Genomic DNA, 18,857 nt, shown 5'->3' on the forward strand with positions numbered 1-18,857 from the left:
ACATAAGGGTTTCAAGCACTTAACCGACATTACGAACAAAAAAAACACAAACAGATAAAAATCTGTAACTAATTGGTTAAGAAAAATGATTTTTTACCGATAAATAATAGGGTCGCAGTTCTAGGATTGAGAGAAAATTATGAAAGAAGTTAAGTTTCGCTGGGTCGATAAATACCTTATCCATATGACACTAAAGTCAAAATTTGCTGTTATGGCAATAATTCCCATATTAACCCTAATTGGGTTAACACTGGTATTAACCAATCATTTCGATAAAAACTTACAGCTATCACAGCTCAATCAAGCTGAGCAATACAATCAAAAAATGAATGAGACGCTGGCGACTGCCTATCGCTTCATCCCCGATGAAAATAAACAAGAGTTCATCAGCTCTTTGACTGGTGATGTCGTGCTACATGAAGAAAACAGCGCCAGTCGAGATATCCAAAGCTCTGCGATTGCTGGCGGCGAGTCCTATCTTCAAGGAAGTCACATCGAGAGTGTTAGCCGAAGTCAAAATGGTTTAATCACCGTTTCTAATATCCGACTAAATACAGAAAGTAATAACGAATACTTTGTCTACGGCACATTACTCGGCCTGATAATGCTAATTGTCATCACCAGTTACTATATTTCAAGCTTTGTAGGTGGTGCGCTTTACACCAATGTCATGGCTTTAAAGAAAGCAGCAGATGGCGACCTCACTGGTCGACTCAACTTTTTTGAAGTTAAAGATGAGTTTAGTATTTTGGCTATTAGCATCGATACTTTGGTTGATAGGCAGCATAAACTTGTCAGCCAAATGACCAGTGCTAATGAGCAGATCCGTAACGTAGTGCAATCATTTAGAGATACCGCTCAAGAAGGTCAATCTTTGGCGATGAACCAAAGACAACATTTGGATTCATTGGCTACCGCAATGGAAGAGATGACCGCTGCTGTAAAAGAGGTTGCGCGCAATGCCGAGCAGTCCTCTACTGAAACTCAAGAAGCTAACAATCAAGTTGACGCTGGCTCTCGAGACATTGCTGTCACTGTGGAAGCGATTGGCGGTTTGAGCAATGAGATTGCTGACGCCTCTGACGCTGTGAATAACCTCAATGAAAATGCAGCAAAAATTGACGAAGTCGTAACAACTATTAATGCAATTTCTGAGCAAACCAATTTGCTTGCGCTTAACGCTGCCATCGAAGCAGCAAGAGCTGGCGAACAAGGCCGTGGTTTCGCTGTCGTAGCAGACGAAGTCAGAACGCTTGCTGGACGAACACAAGCCGCTACTGTTGAAATAAAATCAATGATCGAAGCGCTCCAAGCAGGTTCAAGAAATCTAAAACACGTTATGAGCCGCACTGTCGAAAAGGCTGAGGAAGGCAAAAAGCATGTACTCGATACTGGTAACGATCTAAAAGGTATTGCTCATCATAGTGCCAAGGTCTATGAGATGAGCGTGCTGATTGCAACTTCTGCAGATGAACAATCTGCTGTAGCCAATGAAATCGCGACTAATCTCATGGAGATCCGTAATCAATCTCATGATGTAGAGCAGTCAGCCAATCAATCGGTTTCAGGTTGTGACGAACTGCATGCAACTGCAGAGCAACTTGATACGCTACTTATTGGTCTAAAAATATAGTGTTCTAGCGATGCGCTATACAAAGGGTAGCACTTTAGTGCTACCCTTTTTTATGTCAGTATTTTAATTGTTACAATACCAGTAGCGTATTGTTTTACAAAAATTTAACTAGGCTTGTATACTTACGCTATTGTTTCAATTTTATCCTTAAACAGTATGGATGCTAATTAGGGTAGCTACTCACTATTTGAGCATAATTTTAGCATGATGAAAGGCAAGAACCGTCCACCAAAGCTGACCGACTGGCGCAAAAGTTTACCGATGAAATTCATGTTCATCCAACTTGCCGTGGCCACAATCATCATTCTAACGAGTGTTTGGTTTATTAAGTCTATCGAAATTAATCGACTAATAGACAACCAGCAAACATTAAACGTCAATGTTGGCAAAGCGATCACCGCAAGCTTGCAGCAAAAAACCAATAAAATAGAAAACCTAGCAGTATCCATTAGTTCCCTTGGAGAGTTGTATCAGCACTCACCTTCTCTTCTTAATGGAAGCATACCCGCGCTACTTGACCAGTTGGGTCAAGAGGAGGTTATTCTCGGCGGAGGAGTTTGGCCAGAACCTAAGCTCACTGACAAAAAAGACAGCCATTTCTGGGCTCGTAATGCTAGTGGCAAGTTGCACAAAGTGAATGGCTACAATCAGGACAATGTTCAAGGCTACTCCCAAGAAAGCTGGTATATCCCAACTAAATATTACCCCGCTGATACTAGTTATTGGTCAAAGTCCTATATTGACCCAATCACACAAGACCCGATGATTACCGCCTCAGTCCCTATGTGGTCACATCATGAGTTCATCGGTGTTGCAACGGTTGATATTGCACTGTCTAGCATTGATAGTTTTTTTAGAACTGCTCTTTCTGGCCAAAGAGGCTATGTTTTTGCACTTGATCAGCAAAACAGAATGCTTTCCTATCCTAAACTCCCGCAAAACATTTCTGCTGATGAAGCTAGAAAAGAGTTATTTCAGCCCTTCTCCGACTTTAGCCAGCAACATGCTGCCTTTAAACCGCTACAACAAGTCATTGAAACAATCGATGCAGAGTTTATTAAACAAGCCAATATTGATAGTGCCTATACCCCAGAGCAACTTAGCAGTGTTACCGCAAATGTACCTCAGCAGGAGCGCGCTAAGCTAACGGCGTTAATCAACCAAAATGCCAAAAACAAATTAAAAGATGTACAACTGCTTAGCAGTCTCGAATTGATAAGCGATCCACAATTTGAAGAGCCTGTCATCGTCAGCGTCTTTTTAATGCCAGGAACTTACTGGAAAGTAATTTTAGTGACTCCATTAACGGCAATAGAAAGCAGTGCAAAATCAATAGCCAGCACGGTAGGCCTTTATTTAGTGAGTATCCAAATAGCCGCGCTCATGCTGCTATTTATTATCCAAAACAAACTATTTATTTCTCCAATTAGTCGAATGGTTAATGCGTTAAATAACAGCAATTCGGCAATGATTGAACTTGAGAGTAATAACAGAAAAGATGAGATAGGCATGTTGGCGAAAGCATTTAGCAGCCGTACACATCAATTAGAGATCGCACTCGCCAGCTTAGATGCCACAAATCTAGCATTAGAAAAGCAGTTAGAAGTACAACAAATTGCCCAAGCTGATTTAAGGGAGAGTAAGGAGCACCTTAATCTTATTCTTAACTCTGCACATAACTTGATTTTCATCAAAAGCATATCGGGTGAACTTACACTCGTTAACGACCAGTTTTGTAAGACCGTTGCCTTAGAACGTGAAAATATAATCGGTGTAAGAGATCATTTGGTGCTTGCCAGAGATGTTGCGAAAGTAAATAGCGACAACGACCGGATCGTAATAGAGAAAAAACTAGAACTTAGTTATGAGCAAACATTTCCAAGTGAAGGGAAATTGCATACTTACTTAGTTACCAAATTCCCTATTTTGGATAACGAACAGCAAGTGGTATCAGTTGGCACCATAGCATTCGATATCAGTAAGACTAAGAGCTTAGAGCTGAAGAAGAAAGCCCAGTTTGAGATCCTTAGACAAGAAAAATCGAAGAATATTCGATTCATCGAAAAACTTGAAGAGACAAATAAGCGATTGGAGTTTGAGTCTTTACAGGCCCGAGTTCAAATCAACAAAGAGTACAACTACGAAAAAGTAAAATTAGATAATCAAGCGCTTTACCCCACACTGGTGGCCAATTTGGTTCGGCCTATATTTAGACAACAAGACGAGCTTGCAGCCAAAGCTTATCGTCTATCGAATGGCAGCCTTAATGCCGCTGATTTTGGTGTAGAACTAACCGCACAAACTGAACGATTAAGACATCTAGAGTATCTACTATCAGCGCAAGATTACGGGGCAAAACCCATTGATCTAGTACAGTTGTTAGAGCATATTATTGCGCTTTTACGCCCAAAGTTTGTCGACTCAGATATCGACATCATGATCCAAAGTGACGACCGCCTTATAGTGGATGGGATCCATTGGCACTATTTAGTTCTGTTTTATAGAATTATCAACAACACCTTGGCGGACGCTTTTGAGCACCATCAAACGAATAAAAGCATAAAACTGATTTTGGCTAAACAGCAAAAGCAGCTGATCATAACCGTTTATGATAATGGCAAGGGTTTTACGACCAATCAGTTAGATATATTGCAACAGCAGATAAACCAAAGTGAAATCAACGGTGCTATAACAACATTGTCAGTATGGTTACAAAGTGAATTCAACGGTAAAGTTCAGATCAGAAGCTTACAACCAGAGGCTCAATACAAAACCCAGATAAGCTATTCTTTATCTCTTGTTTAGGGGGCCAATACAGCTTTTCGTCGTCGCTGCAGTTCGCCGTATAAACATAATATGAACACGGTTGGGAATGGCTTTCAGTAACAAAAAAGGCACCCCTCGTGAGTGCCTTTAGTGACTATAAATGTATTTTCATTAGGCTACATTGATACATCGACAATATAGTGCCCTTGCAGCCAGTTGCGACCAATTAGCAGTTTATAAGTCATCTTACTTCTATCTCGTAAGTTAACTTTTACTTTATACTCTTCGCCAGCCTCGCCAATATTGAGTTCAACCATATAGCGGATCTCACTACCTTGGGCATTGCGTATAAGTGATGTTTCGACAATGCGAGATTTGACGACTTTAGACTCACCTTTCTCATTCTCTGTTGTAAAATGAATCACCTTACCGACATTTTTCTCCATATCGGTGTCTTCATTGTCAATTTTAAAGTCCACTGCATGTAATGAGTTCTCTACCGCACCGGTGTCAATGCGGGTCTTAAACATCATGCCGCTTTCAACAATGCTAATAGGAGCGACTGGGCCAATGTATTTTTTATCGGAAACATCAACTACGTAACGCCCTTTTAGCCAGTTACGTCCAATCAACAATTTATAGTCCATATGACTTCTATCACGAAGGTTTACTCGTACCTTGCGCTCTTTGCCTTTAAAACCGACATCAAGGTCAACCATATAACGTGTCTCGGTGCCCTGAGAGTTACTGACAGTCGATGTTTTAACGATCTTGGCCTGCAAACGTTTAGTCTGACCTTGACCGTTTTCAGTGGTAAATGACAACATTTTACCAATGTTATCTTTCATGTTTTTAGCACTGCCACCTTCAACTTTAAGATCAATTGCGTGCAAAGAAGTGTTAACCGCACCAGTGTCTATCCTTGCCACATAGGGCAATTCAGCATGCCCGACATACATATCGGCAGTAGATCCAATAACCGCTTTATCATTTGCTTGTACAGATAATGAAGTCATCAGGGTCAACAGGCACCATCCCATTTTTTTTAGCATTACAATTCCTAAGTATAGTTACGTCAATATTTAGCTGGTTAGAGTTATCATAGCAAGAAACATCAGTCTTTGAAGCGACACTCTTTCTTTTGAGAAATAAAACAGCCTAACCCGCTCTGGCGACTAGATTTTTACAGTAGAACGGTTAGCGAATTAAACTTAGCAGTTCAACACTGACAGTTACCTGAACAGAGAATGATATCAATACCCGTTAAGTTGTTATTAATTTAGCGGGGATTAAAAGAAATGAAGGACAAAAAGAGCAAATAATATTGCCGTACAAGCACAGTGACCAACATACCATCGTTTATGGTAACTCTGCTTATAGAGGTTCAAATTTCGGAAAAACTGTACCCCTAACCATACAAGGATAAATGGCACAAAAGGCAATGAGATGACGAGCGGGAAAAACCCCCAGCCTAAGTCGAAAGCATTTTGACTAAATAAACGCAGGAAAAACCAAAAAACAAACAGACAAATGTAAGCCACTAAGTGTTGCTTGTTAATTGAGCTCTTAACGTTTGAAAACATCGAATTCCCCATATTCATTATTGAACACTAGGCCTTATTGCTAGCAGCAACAAGAACCAATGGGGATAATTCTGTAACGAAATATAAAAACAACTTTTATCACGCCGCCATTAGCTTGGCGATCTCTTGATCAAACAAGTTTTTAATTAAACATGAAAACTCTGTAATAAACAGTGTTTGCTCAGCTGTCGCCTTATGATCAGCAATTCGTGCCAAGATCTCTTCAAGATCATACACAATTGAGTCAACCTCCCTGATAACTAAATTCCGTTGAGCAAAACTTAACGAAGGATTCTGACCACAAACCATAATAATTTGAGCCGCGAGTTGCTCTTCAAATAGTTCCATCACCGTATCTTCTGATACAGCTTGTTGTTGCGAGTTTTCAAATATACCTAAATGCTCAGTTAAATACTGAACGAGGTGCATATACCCGTCTTTGTCGGTAACCATATCACATCCGAAATATGCAATTAGCATAAATGACAGAGCGGCTCAAAGGAGCCGCAAAATTCTTTGAATAAGAATATTATCTGAGTTTAAAGCGAAATGATATCGACTACCTCTATTTCTTAAGCTTCAAAATGAATGAAACAGGCACAGCTTTACTGATTGCCGACAACCCAGCTATCTCACGCAGTTTTTCAATACCTTGGGTCAACCCAAAACTGTCTGAGTTAACAATAACAGGCATAGCGCTAGCAACTAATAGGTTACTATCAGATAGCTTAGCAATACTCACAGTAAAAGGGAGCTTCACTTTCTTACCATGTAAATCCACCTGCCCTTCTACTGTGGTAATAGTAGAATCACCAACACTCAGACTATCAAGCAGTTTAATGTCAACTTGAGCCGTCAAAGTTAGCTTTGGAAACTTATCGACCTCAAACAATAGCGAGCCCATGCGCTCATCTCTTATCTCAACATTGGTATCAACACTTGCTAGCGATACCATTAATTTAAACTCTCCCCTCTCATTGAGCATGCCTGAAATCGATTTAAAATGATGTACCTCGGCAATATCGCCCTTTTTAATTGATACAAAGTTTACCTTTGACTCATCATTGGCGACGTTCCAGTCAGCGGCTGACGTTACAAACGATAACGGAATAAGCAGTAATCCAGCAATGATACTTTTCATGTGTAGCTCCCTCTAGACAAAATAGTGATAGATATCAAGGTGCAAAAATAGCAATTAACGCTAATTTAGCACAAGCTACTATCCAGTAGCAGCAATATCTATTTCTTATGACATGAAATTATTCTAGTACAAAGGTTAGCTTTGCCTAAATTAAAATAAAAATGCCACTTATTTAAAGTGGCATTTTTAACAAAATAAATGATTTTATGGCGCTAAGCGGCTTCTAGCCCATTGCTCACCAGCTGACTTTTCATAGATAAATCGATCATGCAATCGATTCTCACCACCTTGCCAAAACTCAATGCTTGTAGGCTTAACAATGTATCCCCCCCAAAATTTGGGTAGCGGAACATCGCCTTTAGCAAACTTCGCTTTCATCTCGGAAAATTTTGTCTCTAGCGCTTTTCTAGCAGAGATAGGGCTAGATTGCTTAGAAACCCATGCCGCTATTTGGCTGTCTTTAGGTCGAGACATAAAATACTTTAGCACTTCTGTTTTTGATAGTGGCTCTGCTACACCAGTTATCGCAACTTGCTTTTCTAAAGTATGCCAAGGGAACAATAAACTGACTTGAGAGTTAATAGCAATATGCTGAGCCTTTCGGCTTTCTAGGTTTGTGAAAAAAACAAACCCATCATCACCAAACCTTTTCAACAATACAATACGTTGAAAAGGTTGACCATTGTCATCCACTGTGGCCAGCGACATCGCAGTAGGATCTTTGATTTCCGAATCCTTTACCACTTCAAGCCAGCAATTAAAAAGCTCCATTGGATCATCAGGAACATTCTCGCTATGCATCTCGCCTAACGAGTACTCTCGCCTGATATCGCTTAACTCTGACATTTACCGGTCCTTAAATAGTGCATGATAAAAAGCTGTTCCGTTTTCTAGATTAAGTTTCCTAGATTAAGTTTTCTAGACTAAGTTATCTAGGGTCAGTTTACTTAACTTTGCCGTTAGAATCAGCCCAAACATGCAATAATTCTAATCCTAATGTGGCACCTGCTAACGCTGTGATTTCAGCGCTATCATATGCTGGAGCGACTTCAACCACATCCATACCGACAATGTTCATGCCGTTTAAGCCTCTAATAATTTTCATCGCTTTATCGCTGCTGAGTCCACCACAAACGGGTGTGCCAGTTCCAGGTGCAAAAGCGGGATCTAAACAATCAATATCAAAAGTGACATACAAAGGCATATCACCGACTCGCTCTTTAATTTGAGCGACTATCTGATCTGCACTTTGCTCATTAGCAGCGGCGGCGTCAATCACTTTAAACAGATGACTTGACTGGTCATATTCCGTTCTAATTCCAACTTGAATAGAGTGTTCTGCAGCAATAATGCCTTCCTTTGGCGCATGATAAAACATTGTACCGTGGTCATATTTGCTACCTTGGCTATAAGTATCTGTATGGGCATCAAAATGCAGCAATGCCATTTTGCCATGCTTCTTATAGTGAGCTCGTAGCAAGGGTAAGGTAACGAAATGATCACCACCAAAACTGAGCATCGCTTTGCCTGATTCGACGATTGCAGTAGCAAAGTCTTCAACTCGTTGAGTGAAATCAGCGGAATCACCGCAGTCATAAACGAGATCTCCCGCATCGACGACTTTAATGTGGTCACTCAATTTGAACTGCCAAGGCCAACGAGACTCTTCCCAAGCAAGGTTTACTGATGCTTGGCGGATCGCCCCTGGTCCCATACGGCCACCAGAACGTCCAGTGGTCGCCATGTCAAAAGGTAGACCTAATACTACAACATCTGCATCACTTTCTAATGGGCGGAAGTTTAACGGCAATCTTAAGTAGCCGAATGCATTTGAATAAAGCGAGTAATCAGGTTTATCTGCAATAGTGGTCATAAAAGCTCCATAAAAGGTCAAACTCACAATACTGTAGCCGTTAGTACATCGCTAACAGGCTGAATATAATGCTTATATTTAAAATAATTCGTTGTATTTAGCGCCAGTTCACAACCCGCCACCTCAACGTGTAAAGGGTAACTATCGGTTAATAGTTGTTGATTGACGCTAATGACGTCCCAACTGTTGGGGTTTAACATATTTAACATACTGGCGAATATATTGAACGGGTATTGTTCAAAATTCAAGTTTGTTTCAATGCTGACATACGCACTATGCTCTTGAGGGGTTATATGCATCGTCAAAAATTGCTCACCCAGTAAACCGTTTATGGAGTAGCCACACGGGTCAAATAGATGATCATCAAACACAAAGTCTGGCAGTAATTGCTGTAATTGCAGCAGTGCTAAAATCTTAGACTTAGTTTGAATCGGTTGTCGTAAGTAATCTGCAACATCACCTTTAATATGGTACATCAGCAAGCTCGTGCTACGACTTAATGTATCTGTGGCATCACTGCAAAAAAGGTAGTGATGATGCCCGTCTAAATGACCAACACGATACGCTGTGCCACTCAATCTCGTTCTTAACTGCTGACAATCATCTTCAAATCGGGTTGTCTGCAGGTGAGACAGAAATTCACTTTTTCGTTGGTAAGTAAAAGAAGCGATGCTGTCGACGTTAACCTCGTCAATCAAGAACACTGCCGCCTCGACGAGGTTAGTATTGCCACAGGTAATTAGCAGTATTTTGTTATCCCAAACGAAAAGGCTAGACTCACTCAGCACATAAGCGTCACAGTCGTTATTCGATAAGACCGACAGAATGTCTGCGCCCGCAAGTGCCAAGCCTTGCTCCCAAAAGTCACGACTAAAACGGCGAAGCGAAGCGTTGCCTTGCTTGACTCGAAGTTCTATTTTCTTTTCTGAACCTTCAAAAAACATCTAACCACTCTGCTCAGGATAAAAAACAAGACCAGCGCTGAGTATGCTCAACACTGGTCTAGCAACACTCAATAATATTGTATGTTAGGAGAAATCTTCTAGATAGGTATAGCCTTTTAGGCCTAGCTGAAGCTCTTCAAGTATATTACTGCGTTCATCTTCAACGATATGCTTATTAACTAGCTCTTCATAGGTTCGCATAAAAGAAACCGCTTCTAAGTTCACATACCTGAGAACATCAGCAACAGTGTCACCTTCCAGTACCGAATCAATGTTTCGCCTGCCATTCTCGTCAACTCGAACCACTGCAGAGTTAGTATCACCAAATAGATTATGCATATCGCCCAAAATCTCTTGATATGCCCCCACGAGGAAAAATCCAATAAGATAAGGACTTTCTTGGGTCCACGCTGGAACAGGTAGAGTAGTTTCAATGCCTTGTCCATCAACATATTGATCAACAATACCGTCTGAATCACAAGTAATATCAAGCATCACCGCGCGGCGTTCAGGTGCTTTGTCTAACCCAGATAAAGGCATTACAGGGAATACCTGGTCAATACCCCAAGCATCGGGTAGCGATTGAAACAGCGAAAAGTTAACAAAGAACTTGTCGGCTAACTTTTCATTAAGTTCATCGATAATGGGTCTGTGGTAACGATACTTTGAGCTCATGCTACCTTGCAGCTCATGACATACTCGTAAATTAATCTGTTCTGCCCACGCTCTATCAGCCAAGCTTAATTGCCCAAGAGCGAAAAGAGAGTGCGCCTCAGTTAAGTCACTTTGACAGTCATGAAATATTTCAATCAGCGCCCTTTGGTCAGCCTTTCCACTCACTTCAGTCCAAGATTGCCACATATTCTGCAGTAATAGTGGCGCATCTTCGCTTGGCGGTAAAATGGTTTCGGGCTTATATGACTCGGTGCCAATAACATCGGTAAGTAACACGGCATGATGCGCTGTTAAATAGCGGCCCGATTCTGAAATAATTCTCGGCATCGGCTGTTCATACTCTTTGCACATATCAGTAAGCACGCTAACGATGTTATTCGCATATTCAGTTAGGCCATAGTTCATTGAGTTATTACTTTGGCTACGTGTACCATCGTAATCAACCGCCAGTCCCCCACCCACATCGAAACATTTGACTTGTGCGCCAAGCTTCATCAGTTCACAGTAAAAACGTCCAGCTTCACTCACGCCTTGACGAATATCTCGGATGTTGGCAATTTGAGAGCCTAAATGAAAATGCAGTAATTCTAACGAGTCCAACATTTCTTCATGCTGTAACTGCTCGATAACTTTGAGCACCTGCGCAGCAGAGAGTCCAAACTTGGACTTTTCACCGCCACTTGCTTGCCATTTTCCTTTACCTTGAAATGCCAGCCGAACGCGTAAGCCAAGCCTTGGTGTTACGCCAAGCTCTTTAGCTTGTTCCAATACCACTTTAAGCTCTGACATTTTCTCAAGTACGATATAGACCTTGTGCCCAAGCTTCTCACCAATCAATGCTAAGCGAATGTACTCTTTATCTTTGTAGCCATTACAAATAATGACCGAACTGGCTTTTTGTGCCATAGCAAGCACTGCCAGTAATTCAGGTTTACTGCCCGCTTCTAATCCTAATTGCGGCACCTCTTTTTCGACCTGGCTGGCTAATATCTCTTCGACCACGGTTTGCTGTTGATTCACTTTGATTGGATAAACCAACAGGTAATCAGCTTCATATTGATACTTCTGAATCGCCTGATTAAATGCCTGACACAGGCTATTGACTCTGTGATGCAGTATTTGCGGGAATCGCACTAAAACAGGCAGAGCAACGCCGGCTTTAACCATATCTTTAGCAAGTTCATTGAGACCGATCTTGCAGTCAGGACGGTTAGGATCTGGCGAGACGGTAACTTCACCCTCATCGCTTATCCCATAAAGTCCCTGACTCCAGTAGTTTACGTTGTAACTTGCTCGTGCATCATCAATAGACCAATTGCTCATATTTTTCCTAACCTGCCTATCTAACCTATGAAATTCTAAACAGAGCTTACAGCTCCATTTAACCATCTTCCGATCCAGTGTCATTCGATTAAACAAATGACCCTCTTATATTAGCCGACCACTGTGCGATCTCTAGCTATACACATCTTGGCTTCGCTTGTTAACAAATAAACATAGCATGTATCAGCTAATGATTAAAATTCACCCTAGCTTTTGATCTATAGTTTGTGCTTACAAACACCCTACAAACCTTACTGAATATCAGTCTATTAGCATCATGTTTTAGGGCGCGCAATTAAACCTTGAGATGCACAATAAATCAAGCTTAACATTGAGAATATTAGCGATGTAATTGCTATCGCATCAAACTATCGCCAATACTTCAAAACACCACCTTTAAGTGTCACTTTCATTTAACCAAATTCAAATCTTCTCTTTATTATCGCAATGTGGCTAAAGCATATTTAAGTTAATTCCACTATAATCGCTGCAGAAGTTAGTCGTCCCAGTAAAAAGTAGAGATAAACATGATTGAGATAGGAAAAAGCTGCAGGCTTGAAGTCGTCAAACAAGTAGAATTTGGCGTTTATTTAGATGCACAAGAATTAGGCCAAGTATTGCTACCGAGCAAAGTCGTGCCAAAAGAGTGTCATGTAGGTGACATGGTCAGTGTATTTCTCTATCTAGATTCACAAGACATGATTATTGCCACTACTCGCCGACCTCTTGGCCAAGTTGGCCAATTTGCCTTTTTAGAAGCTAAAGTTAATGGACCCTACGGTGCATTTTTAGATTGGGGATTAGACAAAGATCTGCTCCTTCCATTCGGAGAGCAGCATAGAGAGATTGAGGAAGGAAAGTCTTACTTAGTTCATATCTATACCAGTCACGTCGATGACCGCATAGTAGCCTCTTCTAAGATAGATAGATTTTTAGATTTAGAAGAACCTAAATACACCGAGGGCGAAGAAGTCAGCCTTATTATTGGTGGTACGACCGACCTGGGCTACAAAGCAATTGTTAACAATAGTCATTGGGGCGTACTGTACAAGAATGAAGTGTTTACTCGCTTGAGCTTTGGGCAAAAGATTAAAGGCTTTATCAAACGAGTAAGAAGCGATGGGAAAATTGACCTTTCGCTACAAAAAGGGGTTAAAGAAGAGTTAGATAAACACTCTATGACCATCATGTTTAAACTAAAACAAGCTGGCGGATTTTTACCTCTCAACGATAAAACCGATGCTGAAGTTATCTACGCAAAACTTTCAATGAGTAAAAAAGCATTTAAAAAGAGTATTGGCGGTTTATATAAGAAAGAGCAGATCACTATCGCTCCAGATGGGATCCGCCTTGTCGAATAACGTATTGCATGCATAAGCGGCGATAAATACGGCAGTTAAAGCCCGCTGAAAGCTAAACGCTCTTTGCATTAAAGCATGGCTCTGTTATAACAAAGTCATGCTTTTTTATTAAGGGATCAATATGGAACTCACACAACATGAAGCACGTATTATTGGTGTTTTGTTGGAAAAAGAACTCACTACCCCCGAACAATACCCTTTATCTCTCAATAGTCTAACCTCTGGCTGCAACCAAAAATCCAGCAGAGACCCGGTGCTCAGTTTAAGCGAATCGGATGTACAAAATACTCTAGATAGTCTTGCCAAAAAACGTCTCATTTCAGAACAATCTGGTTTTGGTAGCCGAGTCGTTAAATATAAACACCGTTTCTGTAATACTGAATTTAGCGACCTGCAACTAAATCCAGCCCAACTTGCCATCATTTGCCTACTGTTATTACGCGGTCCACAAACACCAGGCGAACTAAGAACGCGCAGTAATCGACTGCATGAGTTTAACGATGTCAGTGAAGTTGAGCATGCACTTGTTGAACTGGCCCGCAGGGACTCTCCTCTCGTCGCACTTTTAGCAAAAGAACCCGGTAAGCGAGAAGCACGTTACTGTCAATTATTCACAACCGAAGAGTTAGAGCGCAACGCTAATCCAATACTGCACAAGGATGCAGCGCCGCAGACTACTTCTCGAACAGAACTCGAAGATAGGGTGTCTAAGCTCGAAGTTGAAGTCGGTGAACTAAAGGCTCTCATTCAACAGCTTCTTAATAAATAGCCAATAAAAATCTTAATAATATTTAATCCATCAGCACTAACTAATGGTTAACGCCCGCCCATTGAGGTGTTAACCTGTTAGCCATTGTAAAATCCATTGATTAAGGGATTAGTTTGGAAAATAGTAAGCAAAGTAGTAGTTTGCGAAATATGCTGTTACTCGCCCAGTTCGAAGTAAAAAAAATGCTTTTCAACCCTCGAGGGATAATCGCACTCGTCGCCTTCTCCCTAGTATGGTTACTTATACTACTATATCCGATCCGCGGAGCCTCTGAGTTTCTAATCAGCCCTGACTACAAGGCCCTGATAGAAGGTTTATTTGGACCAGAGGTTGTCAGTGAATTATTTAAGTGGTCAGTAGCTGAACTCGCCATCTACTGGATTGCTGCGCTTTACCTATTTCCGTTATTCAGTATCTTTATTGCCGCAGATCAATTTTCATCAGATAAAGCGCGTGGAACCTTTCGCTTTCTAACCCTAAGGGCAAGTAGAGAGAGTATTTTCTTCGGCCGTTTCATCGGTCATATGACCATCCAAACCATTTTAGTATCCCTAACTGTCTTAGCCACAATTGTGCTAGCAGTTAGTCGAGAGGGGACTCTGTTAATGCCAGCTATCGGCAGTGGTGCTTTGGTTATAGTGAACCTAGTCATTGTGCTACTGCCTTATACAGCGTTAATGGCAATACTATCGCTCTATGCCAACTCTGCAAGACAAGCAACCATCTATGCCATTCTCATCTGGGCGGCGATGTCGATAACTATCGCAATAATTAACAATTACCTACCCATTATTAGTGAACTGAAATGGATCTTACCTGGTTCACAAATTTCACTGATGATTAATACCCAAGGCTTAGGTAGCTTTGCTTATGCGCCAGTCGCCTTATTACAAACATTAGTGCTTCTGTTACTTGGACGTATGTATATTAAACGGAGCGCGATATGAGACTCATTGAATGTAAAGGTTTATCTAAATCTTACGGCAGTAAGCAAGCACTAAAGCAAGTAGATTTATCCTTAGATGCAGGCGCCCCCATTGCTTTAGTTGGGCCTAACGGTGCCGGTAAGACAACGCTGTTTAGCTTATTGTGCGGTTATATTGCACCTACTACAGGAGAAGTGAGCTTACTTGGGCATAAGCCTGGTGACGCCGCCCTCCTTGGTCGTGTGGCTTCGTTACCTCAAGATGCCACGCTAGACCCTAACTTTGATATTCTCACTCAGCTGGTATTATTTGGCACATTACAGGGATTTTCCAAGAAAGAGGCTAAATCAGAAGCACTACGGGTTTTATCATTAGTGGATTTAACGGACAGTGCATCCCAAAAACCAAAGTCGCTAAGCCATGGCATGGCAAAGCGCGTCGCTATCGCTCAATCACTTATCGGTTCACCAGAGATAGTATTGCTCGACGAACCGACTGCGGGGCTGGACCCTGCAAATGCGAAAAAAATCCGCGAATTAGTCAGAGAGCTTTCAGACAAAACGACGTTCATCATCAGTTCTCATAACTTAGATGAGCTTGAAAAGCTTTGTGGTCAGGTGCTTTATTTAGAACTCGGCCAACTGACACAATCTGTATCCATGGATGACAGCCTACAAAGCCAATACCTAACGTTAACGATGCAGCAGTGCGATTCCGAAAAATTACTTGATGCGGTTATGGGTCTTGCTGATATAAGCTCAATAGATAAAAAGCAGCACAACGAATTTTTAATCAAGCACAATAGTGAAGAAGATTATGCTATAGAAAGTGCATTATTTGACTTGTTCAAACAAAATAGCTGGCAATACAAAGCCATACTTAAAGGTCGTACTTTAGAAGATAAGCTATTTTCTTAAATTGGCACTATTACATCACTGGCTCTTTGAGCTAGTGATGTATTCTCCCCGGGTAATCCTCTTGCTTTAATCCATTTGAAGCCCCTGCAAAACGCTGTTCAATCTAGTGCAGTCAAATAGACCCTTAACGCCTATTTCACTTAGCGCAGCACGGTAATCATCTAGCCACTCCAAGTAGTTCGACTTCTTATATTGATTGGTATTACATCCTCATAGAGGCTGCGATGATGTTTATCGCGGTGTAAGAATACCAATCAATATAAAGCTTTTATCGCTCAGCAAGAGGTTAGCAGTTCAGCGGTAAACCAACTGATTTAAGATCATAGTTATTCTATGTTCAAGCCGGTTAACGCTGGTTAACGCTGCATCAAGGTCGCTAAAACTCACCGGTAAGGAGTGATTTGGCTTCTTACTTGGGCGTTGTATGCATTCATAAGGGAGCAGCCATTATGTCAATCACTCGCCTTGAACGAGTTAGCCAAAAAACACTCTGAGTAGATCAAGTTCTTATGCTGATTGGTATAAGTGGTGTTTTAACAGCTATGTAGCCCTATTGGCTAAAGGTGTTATAAGCCCTGCAAGGAAGAAACTGAAACTAGGACGAATAAAGAGGTTAGAAACGACTGTGGAAGAGCATTAGCAGAGGTTGTTAAATAAACCGCGTAGAGCAAACTTGAAGAGTTACAAACTATAAAAAAGACACAAAGAAAAAAGAGCCGTAGTAAACTACGGCTCTTCGAAATCTTTTTGCGATTAGCTAGATGCTAATCAAGCTGGTAACTTAAACTACAGTTACGTTCTCAGCTTGTGGGCCTTTTTGACCTTGAGTAACAGTAAACTGAACTTTTTGACCTTCGTCAAGAGTTTTGAAACCGTCAGAGTTGATAGCGCGGAAGTGTACGAATACATCTGGGCCAGACTCTTGCTCGATAAATCCGAAACCTTTATCAGAGTTGAACCACTTAACAACGCCAGTAACTTGAGACATAATATTGAATCCTGTAAATATAAATTAAAGCCTTAACGGCGGTAAAGCTGGAAAATGCCGGTTTACTTAATGTTAACAGGACGAACATTGTCGTATTGAACACATAAAAATAAGCCCTAACCTTCAAGCTGCAAACACTATAAACCATTCTCAGGAGATGTCAACACACATTCTAGACATTATTTTTAGTATTTTTGCTTATATATCTGTCGGTTGTAGATTTAGTGATAAAATAATTTATACAACCCAAATAAACCGACTTAACAAAGGCTTTAAAAACCATCACATGCATGACCACTTCGGCTATTTCGCCCTAAAGACCTCTATTTTGAAATCGAGTTCACACTCAAAGCCAGTCGTCGATAACGTTAGTTTTTGTTCATCGGTTAGCTTCCAGTTATAGGGTGTCATCTGCAAAAAATGGCGAATATCATTTTCGTCTGACAAATGTAGTGTACTTTCCAGTCGCTTTTGGTCAATGAGCTCAAAGCCTTCAATACTGGAAGCGTCTTGCGTATGTTCTTTTGGTGTTTCATAAATCAGCTCTTTTAAAGCGAAATGGTGTCTTGGGCCTGCACACACGGTAATGAGTATTCCACCAGGCTTTATCACTCGCTTCAGCTCAGTCTCTAACGACGGCGCGTAGATCCTTAACATAAAGTCGAAGCTATCATCAGCGTACGGCATATCAAAAGAACTCGCGACACTGAACGCAATATCAGGATAGCGTTTTGCAGCATATTTAAGTGCAGACTTACTAATGTCTAACCCAAACAAAGAAAAATCATCACCCAACTCTTTTGCTAAACGACTTGAGTAATAGCCCTCTCCACATCCAATATCGAGTCCATACAGTGCTTCTTTTAGATAGGTTTTAGCCAGTTGATTAACATTGTCACTAAGCGCCTGATAGTAACCTTTATTGAGAAACTCTCTTCGAGCGAACATCATCTCTTTATTATCACCAGGATCGTTGGATTTTTTCTTCTGCACTGGCAATAAGTTTACATAACCCTCTTTTGCTCTATCGAATCGATGATTCGATGCACAAAACCACGTTTTGTCTTGTAGTGTTAATGCTTGTTCACATATAGGGCAACGGTAAATCATTGTTCATTCTCCAATGCAAAGGAACCGTTTGTTCCGTCTGCCATAAGTTGTTCTACTATTTCATTCAGTTCAATTGGGGCGAGTAATTGATAATACGCCAGCTGCCTAATTAATTGTTCCTGCTCTATAGATTGATTAGCAGGCTGGCTTAAACTTGGTCGTTCTGATAACTGAGAATATTGACGGGTCAATAATTGTCTTTTTCTAACGAGTTCGGCATCAAGCTTACAGAACTCTTGTTGATGCCCCTCTTTACTTGCCCGAGTGAGCTCAAATCGAACACTTTCTAATTCGCTGATTTCAACCAACAAACTCTCAGCGCTATGCTCAACATCTACAGTGCGAGCAATGATATGCTTGGCTAACAAAATCTCTTTAGCGATATGGCCAATTCTAAAGTCCGCTTCCAAAGCCACAAGGTTCCATTTCACTGCCTCAACAATATTAAATTGGCACATATCGCTAAAACTAACTGCTACCGTTAACCCTGCTCCAAGTTGCGCAGCGCAAAGTTTTGGCGATGTCCCTAGGGCTGAAAACAGTCTCCAGCCCTGGCCAACAGAACGAGTAAGGCAATTTGTAGCTTCAACCGCAGCATCCAGCTCACAAACCGATAATGACAAGTAAGGATGAATCCTAACCATCAACGATGCTTTTGCAGCAGAAACCGCCACAACCACAACTTCGACTATCGGACCCGACTGCAATTGCAGCGCACTAAAATCGCCAAATTGTTTGGAAAGAGAAAAGACTAATTTAGAGTGATGACTAATTTCGATAATTTGCGGTTGGATTAACAGCGGTTCAAACATACAGCACCTCATAGACCAACGCATATTGTACTTGCT

General features: G+C 41.1%; 16 protein-coding genes. 6 read left to right on the top strand and 10 right to left on the bottom strand.

Features of this window, described 5'->3' with window-relative positions; translation table 11 throughout:
• Window positions 1-139 precede the first annotated feature (139 nt).
• Window positions 140-1,633: a methyl-accepting chemotaxis protein gene (locus K5R16_RS16440; RefSeq protein WP_220738661.1), complete on the top strand. Its 1,494-nt coding sequence runs from the start codon at window positions 140-142 to the stop codon at window positions 1,631-1,633.
• A gap of 204 nt (window positions 1,634-1,837) precedes the next feature.
• Window positions 1,838-4,438 (top strand): cache domain-containing protein, encoded by a 2,601-nt coding sequence (locus tag K5R16_RS16445; RefSeq protein ID WP_220738663.1) that lies wholly within the window; start codon window positions 1,838-1,840, stop codon window positions 4,436-4,438.
• A gap of 137 nt (window positions 4,439-4,575) precedes the next feature.
• Here K5R16_RS16445 and K5R16_RS16450 read toward each other — a convergent pair whose 3' ends face one another.
• From K5R16_RS16450 to speA, 7 genes are all read right to left on the bottom strand, one after another.
• Window positions 4,576-5,451 carry a RimK/LysX family protein gene (locus K5R16_RS16450; protein ID WP_220738665.1) on the bottom strand — a complete coding sequence of 292 codons (876 nt, stop codon included), beginning with the start codon at window positions 5,449-5,451 and terminating at the stop codon, window positions 4,576-4,578.
• Window positions 5,452-6,081: 630 nt separating this feature from the next.
• Window positions 6,082-6,435 (bottom strand): DUF3802 family protein, encoded by a 354-nt coding sequence (locus K5R16_RS16455; protein WP_044555923.1) that lies wholly within the window; start codon window positions 6,433-6,435, stop codon window positions 6,082-6,084.
• Window positions 6,436-6,547: 112 nt separating this feature from the next.
• Window positions 6,548-7,123 (bottom strand): YceI family protein, encoded by a 576-nt coding sequence (locus tag K5R16_RS16460; protein WP_220738667.1) that lies wholly within the window; start codon window positions 7,121-7,123, stop codon window positions 6,548-6,550.
• A gap of 204 nt (window positions 7,124-7,327) precedes the next feature.
• Window positions 7,328-7,969, bottom strand: coding sequence for a pyridoxamine 5'-phosphate oxidase (gene pdxH, locus K5R16_RS16465; protein WP_220738669.1), 642 nt, complete (start codon window positions 7,967-7,969; stop codon window positions 7,328-7,330).
• Between the two features lie 97 nt (window positions 7,970-8,066).
• Complete coding sequence (gene speB / locus K5R16_RS16470; RefSeq protein ID WP_220738672.1) at window positions 8,067-8,996, bottom strand: agmatinase; 930 nt, start codon at window positions 8,994-8,996, stop codon at window positions 8,067-8,069.
• Window positions 8,997-9,019: 23 nt separating this feature from the next.
• On the bottom strand, window positions 9,020-9,940 hold the full coding sequence (locus tag K5R16_RS16475; protein WP_220738673.1) for an adenosylmethionine decarboxylase: 921 nt from the start codon (window positions 9,938-9,940) through the stop codon (window positions 9,020-9,022).
• Window positions 9,941-10,024: 84 nt separating this feature from the next.
• Window positions 10,025-11,938, bottom strand: coding sequence for a biosynthetic arginine decarboxylase (gene speA / locus K5R16_RS16480; RefSeq protein ID WP_220738675.1), 1,914 nt, complete (start codon window positions 11,936-11,938; stop codon window positions 10,025-10,027).
• 527 nt (window positions 11,939-12,465) lie between these two features.
• On the opposite strand from speA, the gene K5R16_RS16485 reads away from it, so the two are divergent.
• The 4 genes from K5R16_RS16485 to K5R16_RS16500 all read left to right on the top strand — a co-directional run bounded on the left by K5R16_RS16485 (window position 12,466) and on the right by K5R16_RS16500 (window position 15,911).
• The gene (locus tag K5R16_RS16485; protein ID WP_220738677.1) at window positions 12,466-13,299 is read left to right on the top strand and encodes a S1 RNA-binding domain-containing protein; all 834 of its coding nucleotides are present in this window, start codon (window positions 12,466-12,468) and stop codon (window positions 13,297-13,299) included.
• 121 nt (window positions 13,300-13,420) lie between these two features.
• Complete coding sequence (locus K5R16_RS16490) at window positions 13,421-14,068, top strand: YceH family protein (RefSeq protein WP_220738679.1); 648 nt, start codon at window positions 13,421-13,423, stop codon at window positions 14,066-14,068.
• A gap of 149 nt (window positions 14,069-14,217) precedes the next feature.
• Window positions 14,218-15,015 carry an ABC transporter permease gene (locus K5R16_RS16495; protein ID WP_220738782.1) on the top strand — a complete coding sequence of 266 codons (798 nt, stop codon included), beginning with the start codon at window positions 14,218-14,220 and terminating at the stop codon, window positions 15,013-15,015.
• Entirely contained in the window at window positions 15,012-15,911 is a 900-nt protein-coding gene (locus K5R16_RS16500) for an ABC transporter ATP-binding protein (RefSeq protein WP_220738681.1), read from the top strand. Before K5R16_RS16495 ends, K5R16_RS16500 begins: the two co-directional genes overlap by 4 nt.
• 781 nt (window positions 15,912-16,692) lie before the next feature.
• Here K5R16_RS16500 and K5R16_RS16505 read toward each other — a convergent pair.
• The 3 genes from K5R16_RS16505 to K5R16_RS16515 all read right to left on the bottom strand — a co-directional run bounded on the left by K5R16_RS16505 (window position 16,693) and on the right by K5R16_RS16515 (window position 18,821).
• Window positions 16,693-16,899 carry a cold-shock protein gene (locus K5R16_RS16505; protein WP_012155714.1) on the bottom strand — a complete coding sequence of 69 codons (207 nt, stop codon included), beginning with the start codon at window positions 16,897-16,899 and terminating at the stop codon, window positions 16,693-16,695.
• Window positions 16,900-17,202: 303 nt separating this feature from the next.
• The gene (rlmA, locus tag K5R16_RS16510) at window positions 17,203-18,009 is read right to left on the bottom strand and encodes a 23S rRNA (guanine(745)-N(1))-methyltransferase (protein WP_220738682.1); all 807 of its coding nucleotides are present in this window, start codon (window positions 18,007-18,009) and stop codon (window positions 17,203-17,205) included.
• Window positions 18,006-18,821 carry a hypothetical protein gene (locus tag K5R16_RS16515; protein WP_220738684.1) on the bottom strand — a complete coding sequence of 272 codons (816 nt, stop codon included), beginning with the start codon at window positions 18,819-18,821 and terminating at the stop codon, window positions 18,006-18,008. The genes rlmA and K5R16_RS16515 overlap by 4 nt, the downstream gene beginning before the upstream one ends.
• Between the last annotated feature and the right edge of the window lie 36 nt (window positions 18,822-18,857).

This window comes from Shewanella sp. c952, from assembly GCF_019654975.1.
Taxonomy (GTDB): Bacteria; Pseudomonadota; Gammaproteobacteria; order Enterobacterales; family Shewanellaceae; genus Shewanella.

Coding starts and splice junctions, on each gene's coding strand:
- K5R16_RS16440 (WP_220738661.1), top strand. CDS start 140: ATGAAAGAAGTTAAGTTTCGCTGGGTCGATAAATACCTTATCCATATG.
- K5R16_RS16445 (WP_220738663.1), top strand. CDS start 1,838: ATGATGAAAGGCAAGAACCGTCCACCAAAGCTGACCGACTGGCGCAAA.
- K5R16_RS16450 (WP_220738665.1), bottom strand. CDS start 5,451: ATGCTAAAAAAAATGGGATGGTGCCTGTTGACCCTGATGACTTCATTA.
- K5R16_RS16455 (WP_044555923.1), bottom strand. CDS start 6,435: ATGGTTACCGACAAAGACGGGTATATGCACCTCGTTCAGTATTTAACT.
- K5R16_RS16460 (WP_220738667.1), bottom strand. CDS start 7,123: ATGAAAAGTATCATTGCTGGATTACTGCTTATTCCGTTATCGTTTGTA.
- pdxH (WP_220738669.1), bottom strand. CDS start 7,969: ATGTCAGAGTTAAGCGATATCAGGCGAGAGTACTCGTTAGGCGAGATG.
- speB (WP_220738672.1), bottom strand. CDS start 8,996: ATGACCACTATTGCAGATAAACCTGATTACTCGCTTTATTCAAATGCA.
- K5R16_RS16475 (WP_220738673.1), bottom strand. CDS start 9,940: ATGTTTTTTGAAGGTTCAGAAAAGAAAATAGAACTTCGAGTCAAGCAA.
- speA (WP_220738675.1), bottom strand. CDS start 11,938: ATGAGCAATTGGTCTATTGATGATGCACGAGCAAGTTACAACGTAAAC.
- K5R16_RS16485 (WP_220738677.1), top strand. CDS start 12,466: ATGATTGAGATAGGAAAAAGCTGCAGGCTTGAAGTCGTCAAACAAGTA.
- K5R16_RS16490 (WP_220738679.1), top strand. CDS start 13,421: ATGGAACTCACACAACATGAAGCACGTATTATTGGTGTTTTGTTGGAA.
- K5R16_RS16495 (WP_220738782.1), top strand. CDS start 14,218: ATGCTGTTACTCGCCCAGTTCGAAGTAAAAAAAATGCTTTTCAACCCT.
- K5R16_RS16500 (WP_220738681.1), top strand. CDS start 15,012: ATGAGACTCATTGAATGTAAAGGTTTATCTAAATCTTACGGCAGTAAG.
- K5R16_RS16505 (WP_012155714.1), bottom strand. CDS start 16,899: ATGTCTCAAGTTACTGGCGTTGTTAAGTGGTTCAACTCTGATAAAGGT.
- rlmA (WP_220738682.1), bottom strand. CDS start 18,009: ATGATTTACCGTTGCCCTATATGTGAACAAGCATTAACACTACAAGAC.
- K5R16_RS16515 (WP_220738684.1), bottom strand. CDS start 18,821: ATGTTTGAACCGCTGTTAATCCAACCGCAAATTATCGAAATTAGTCAT.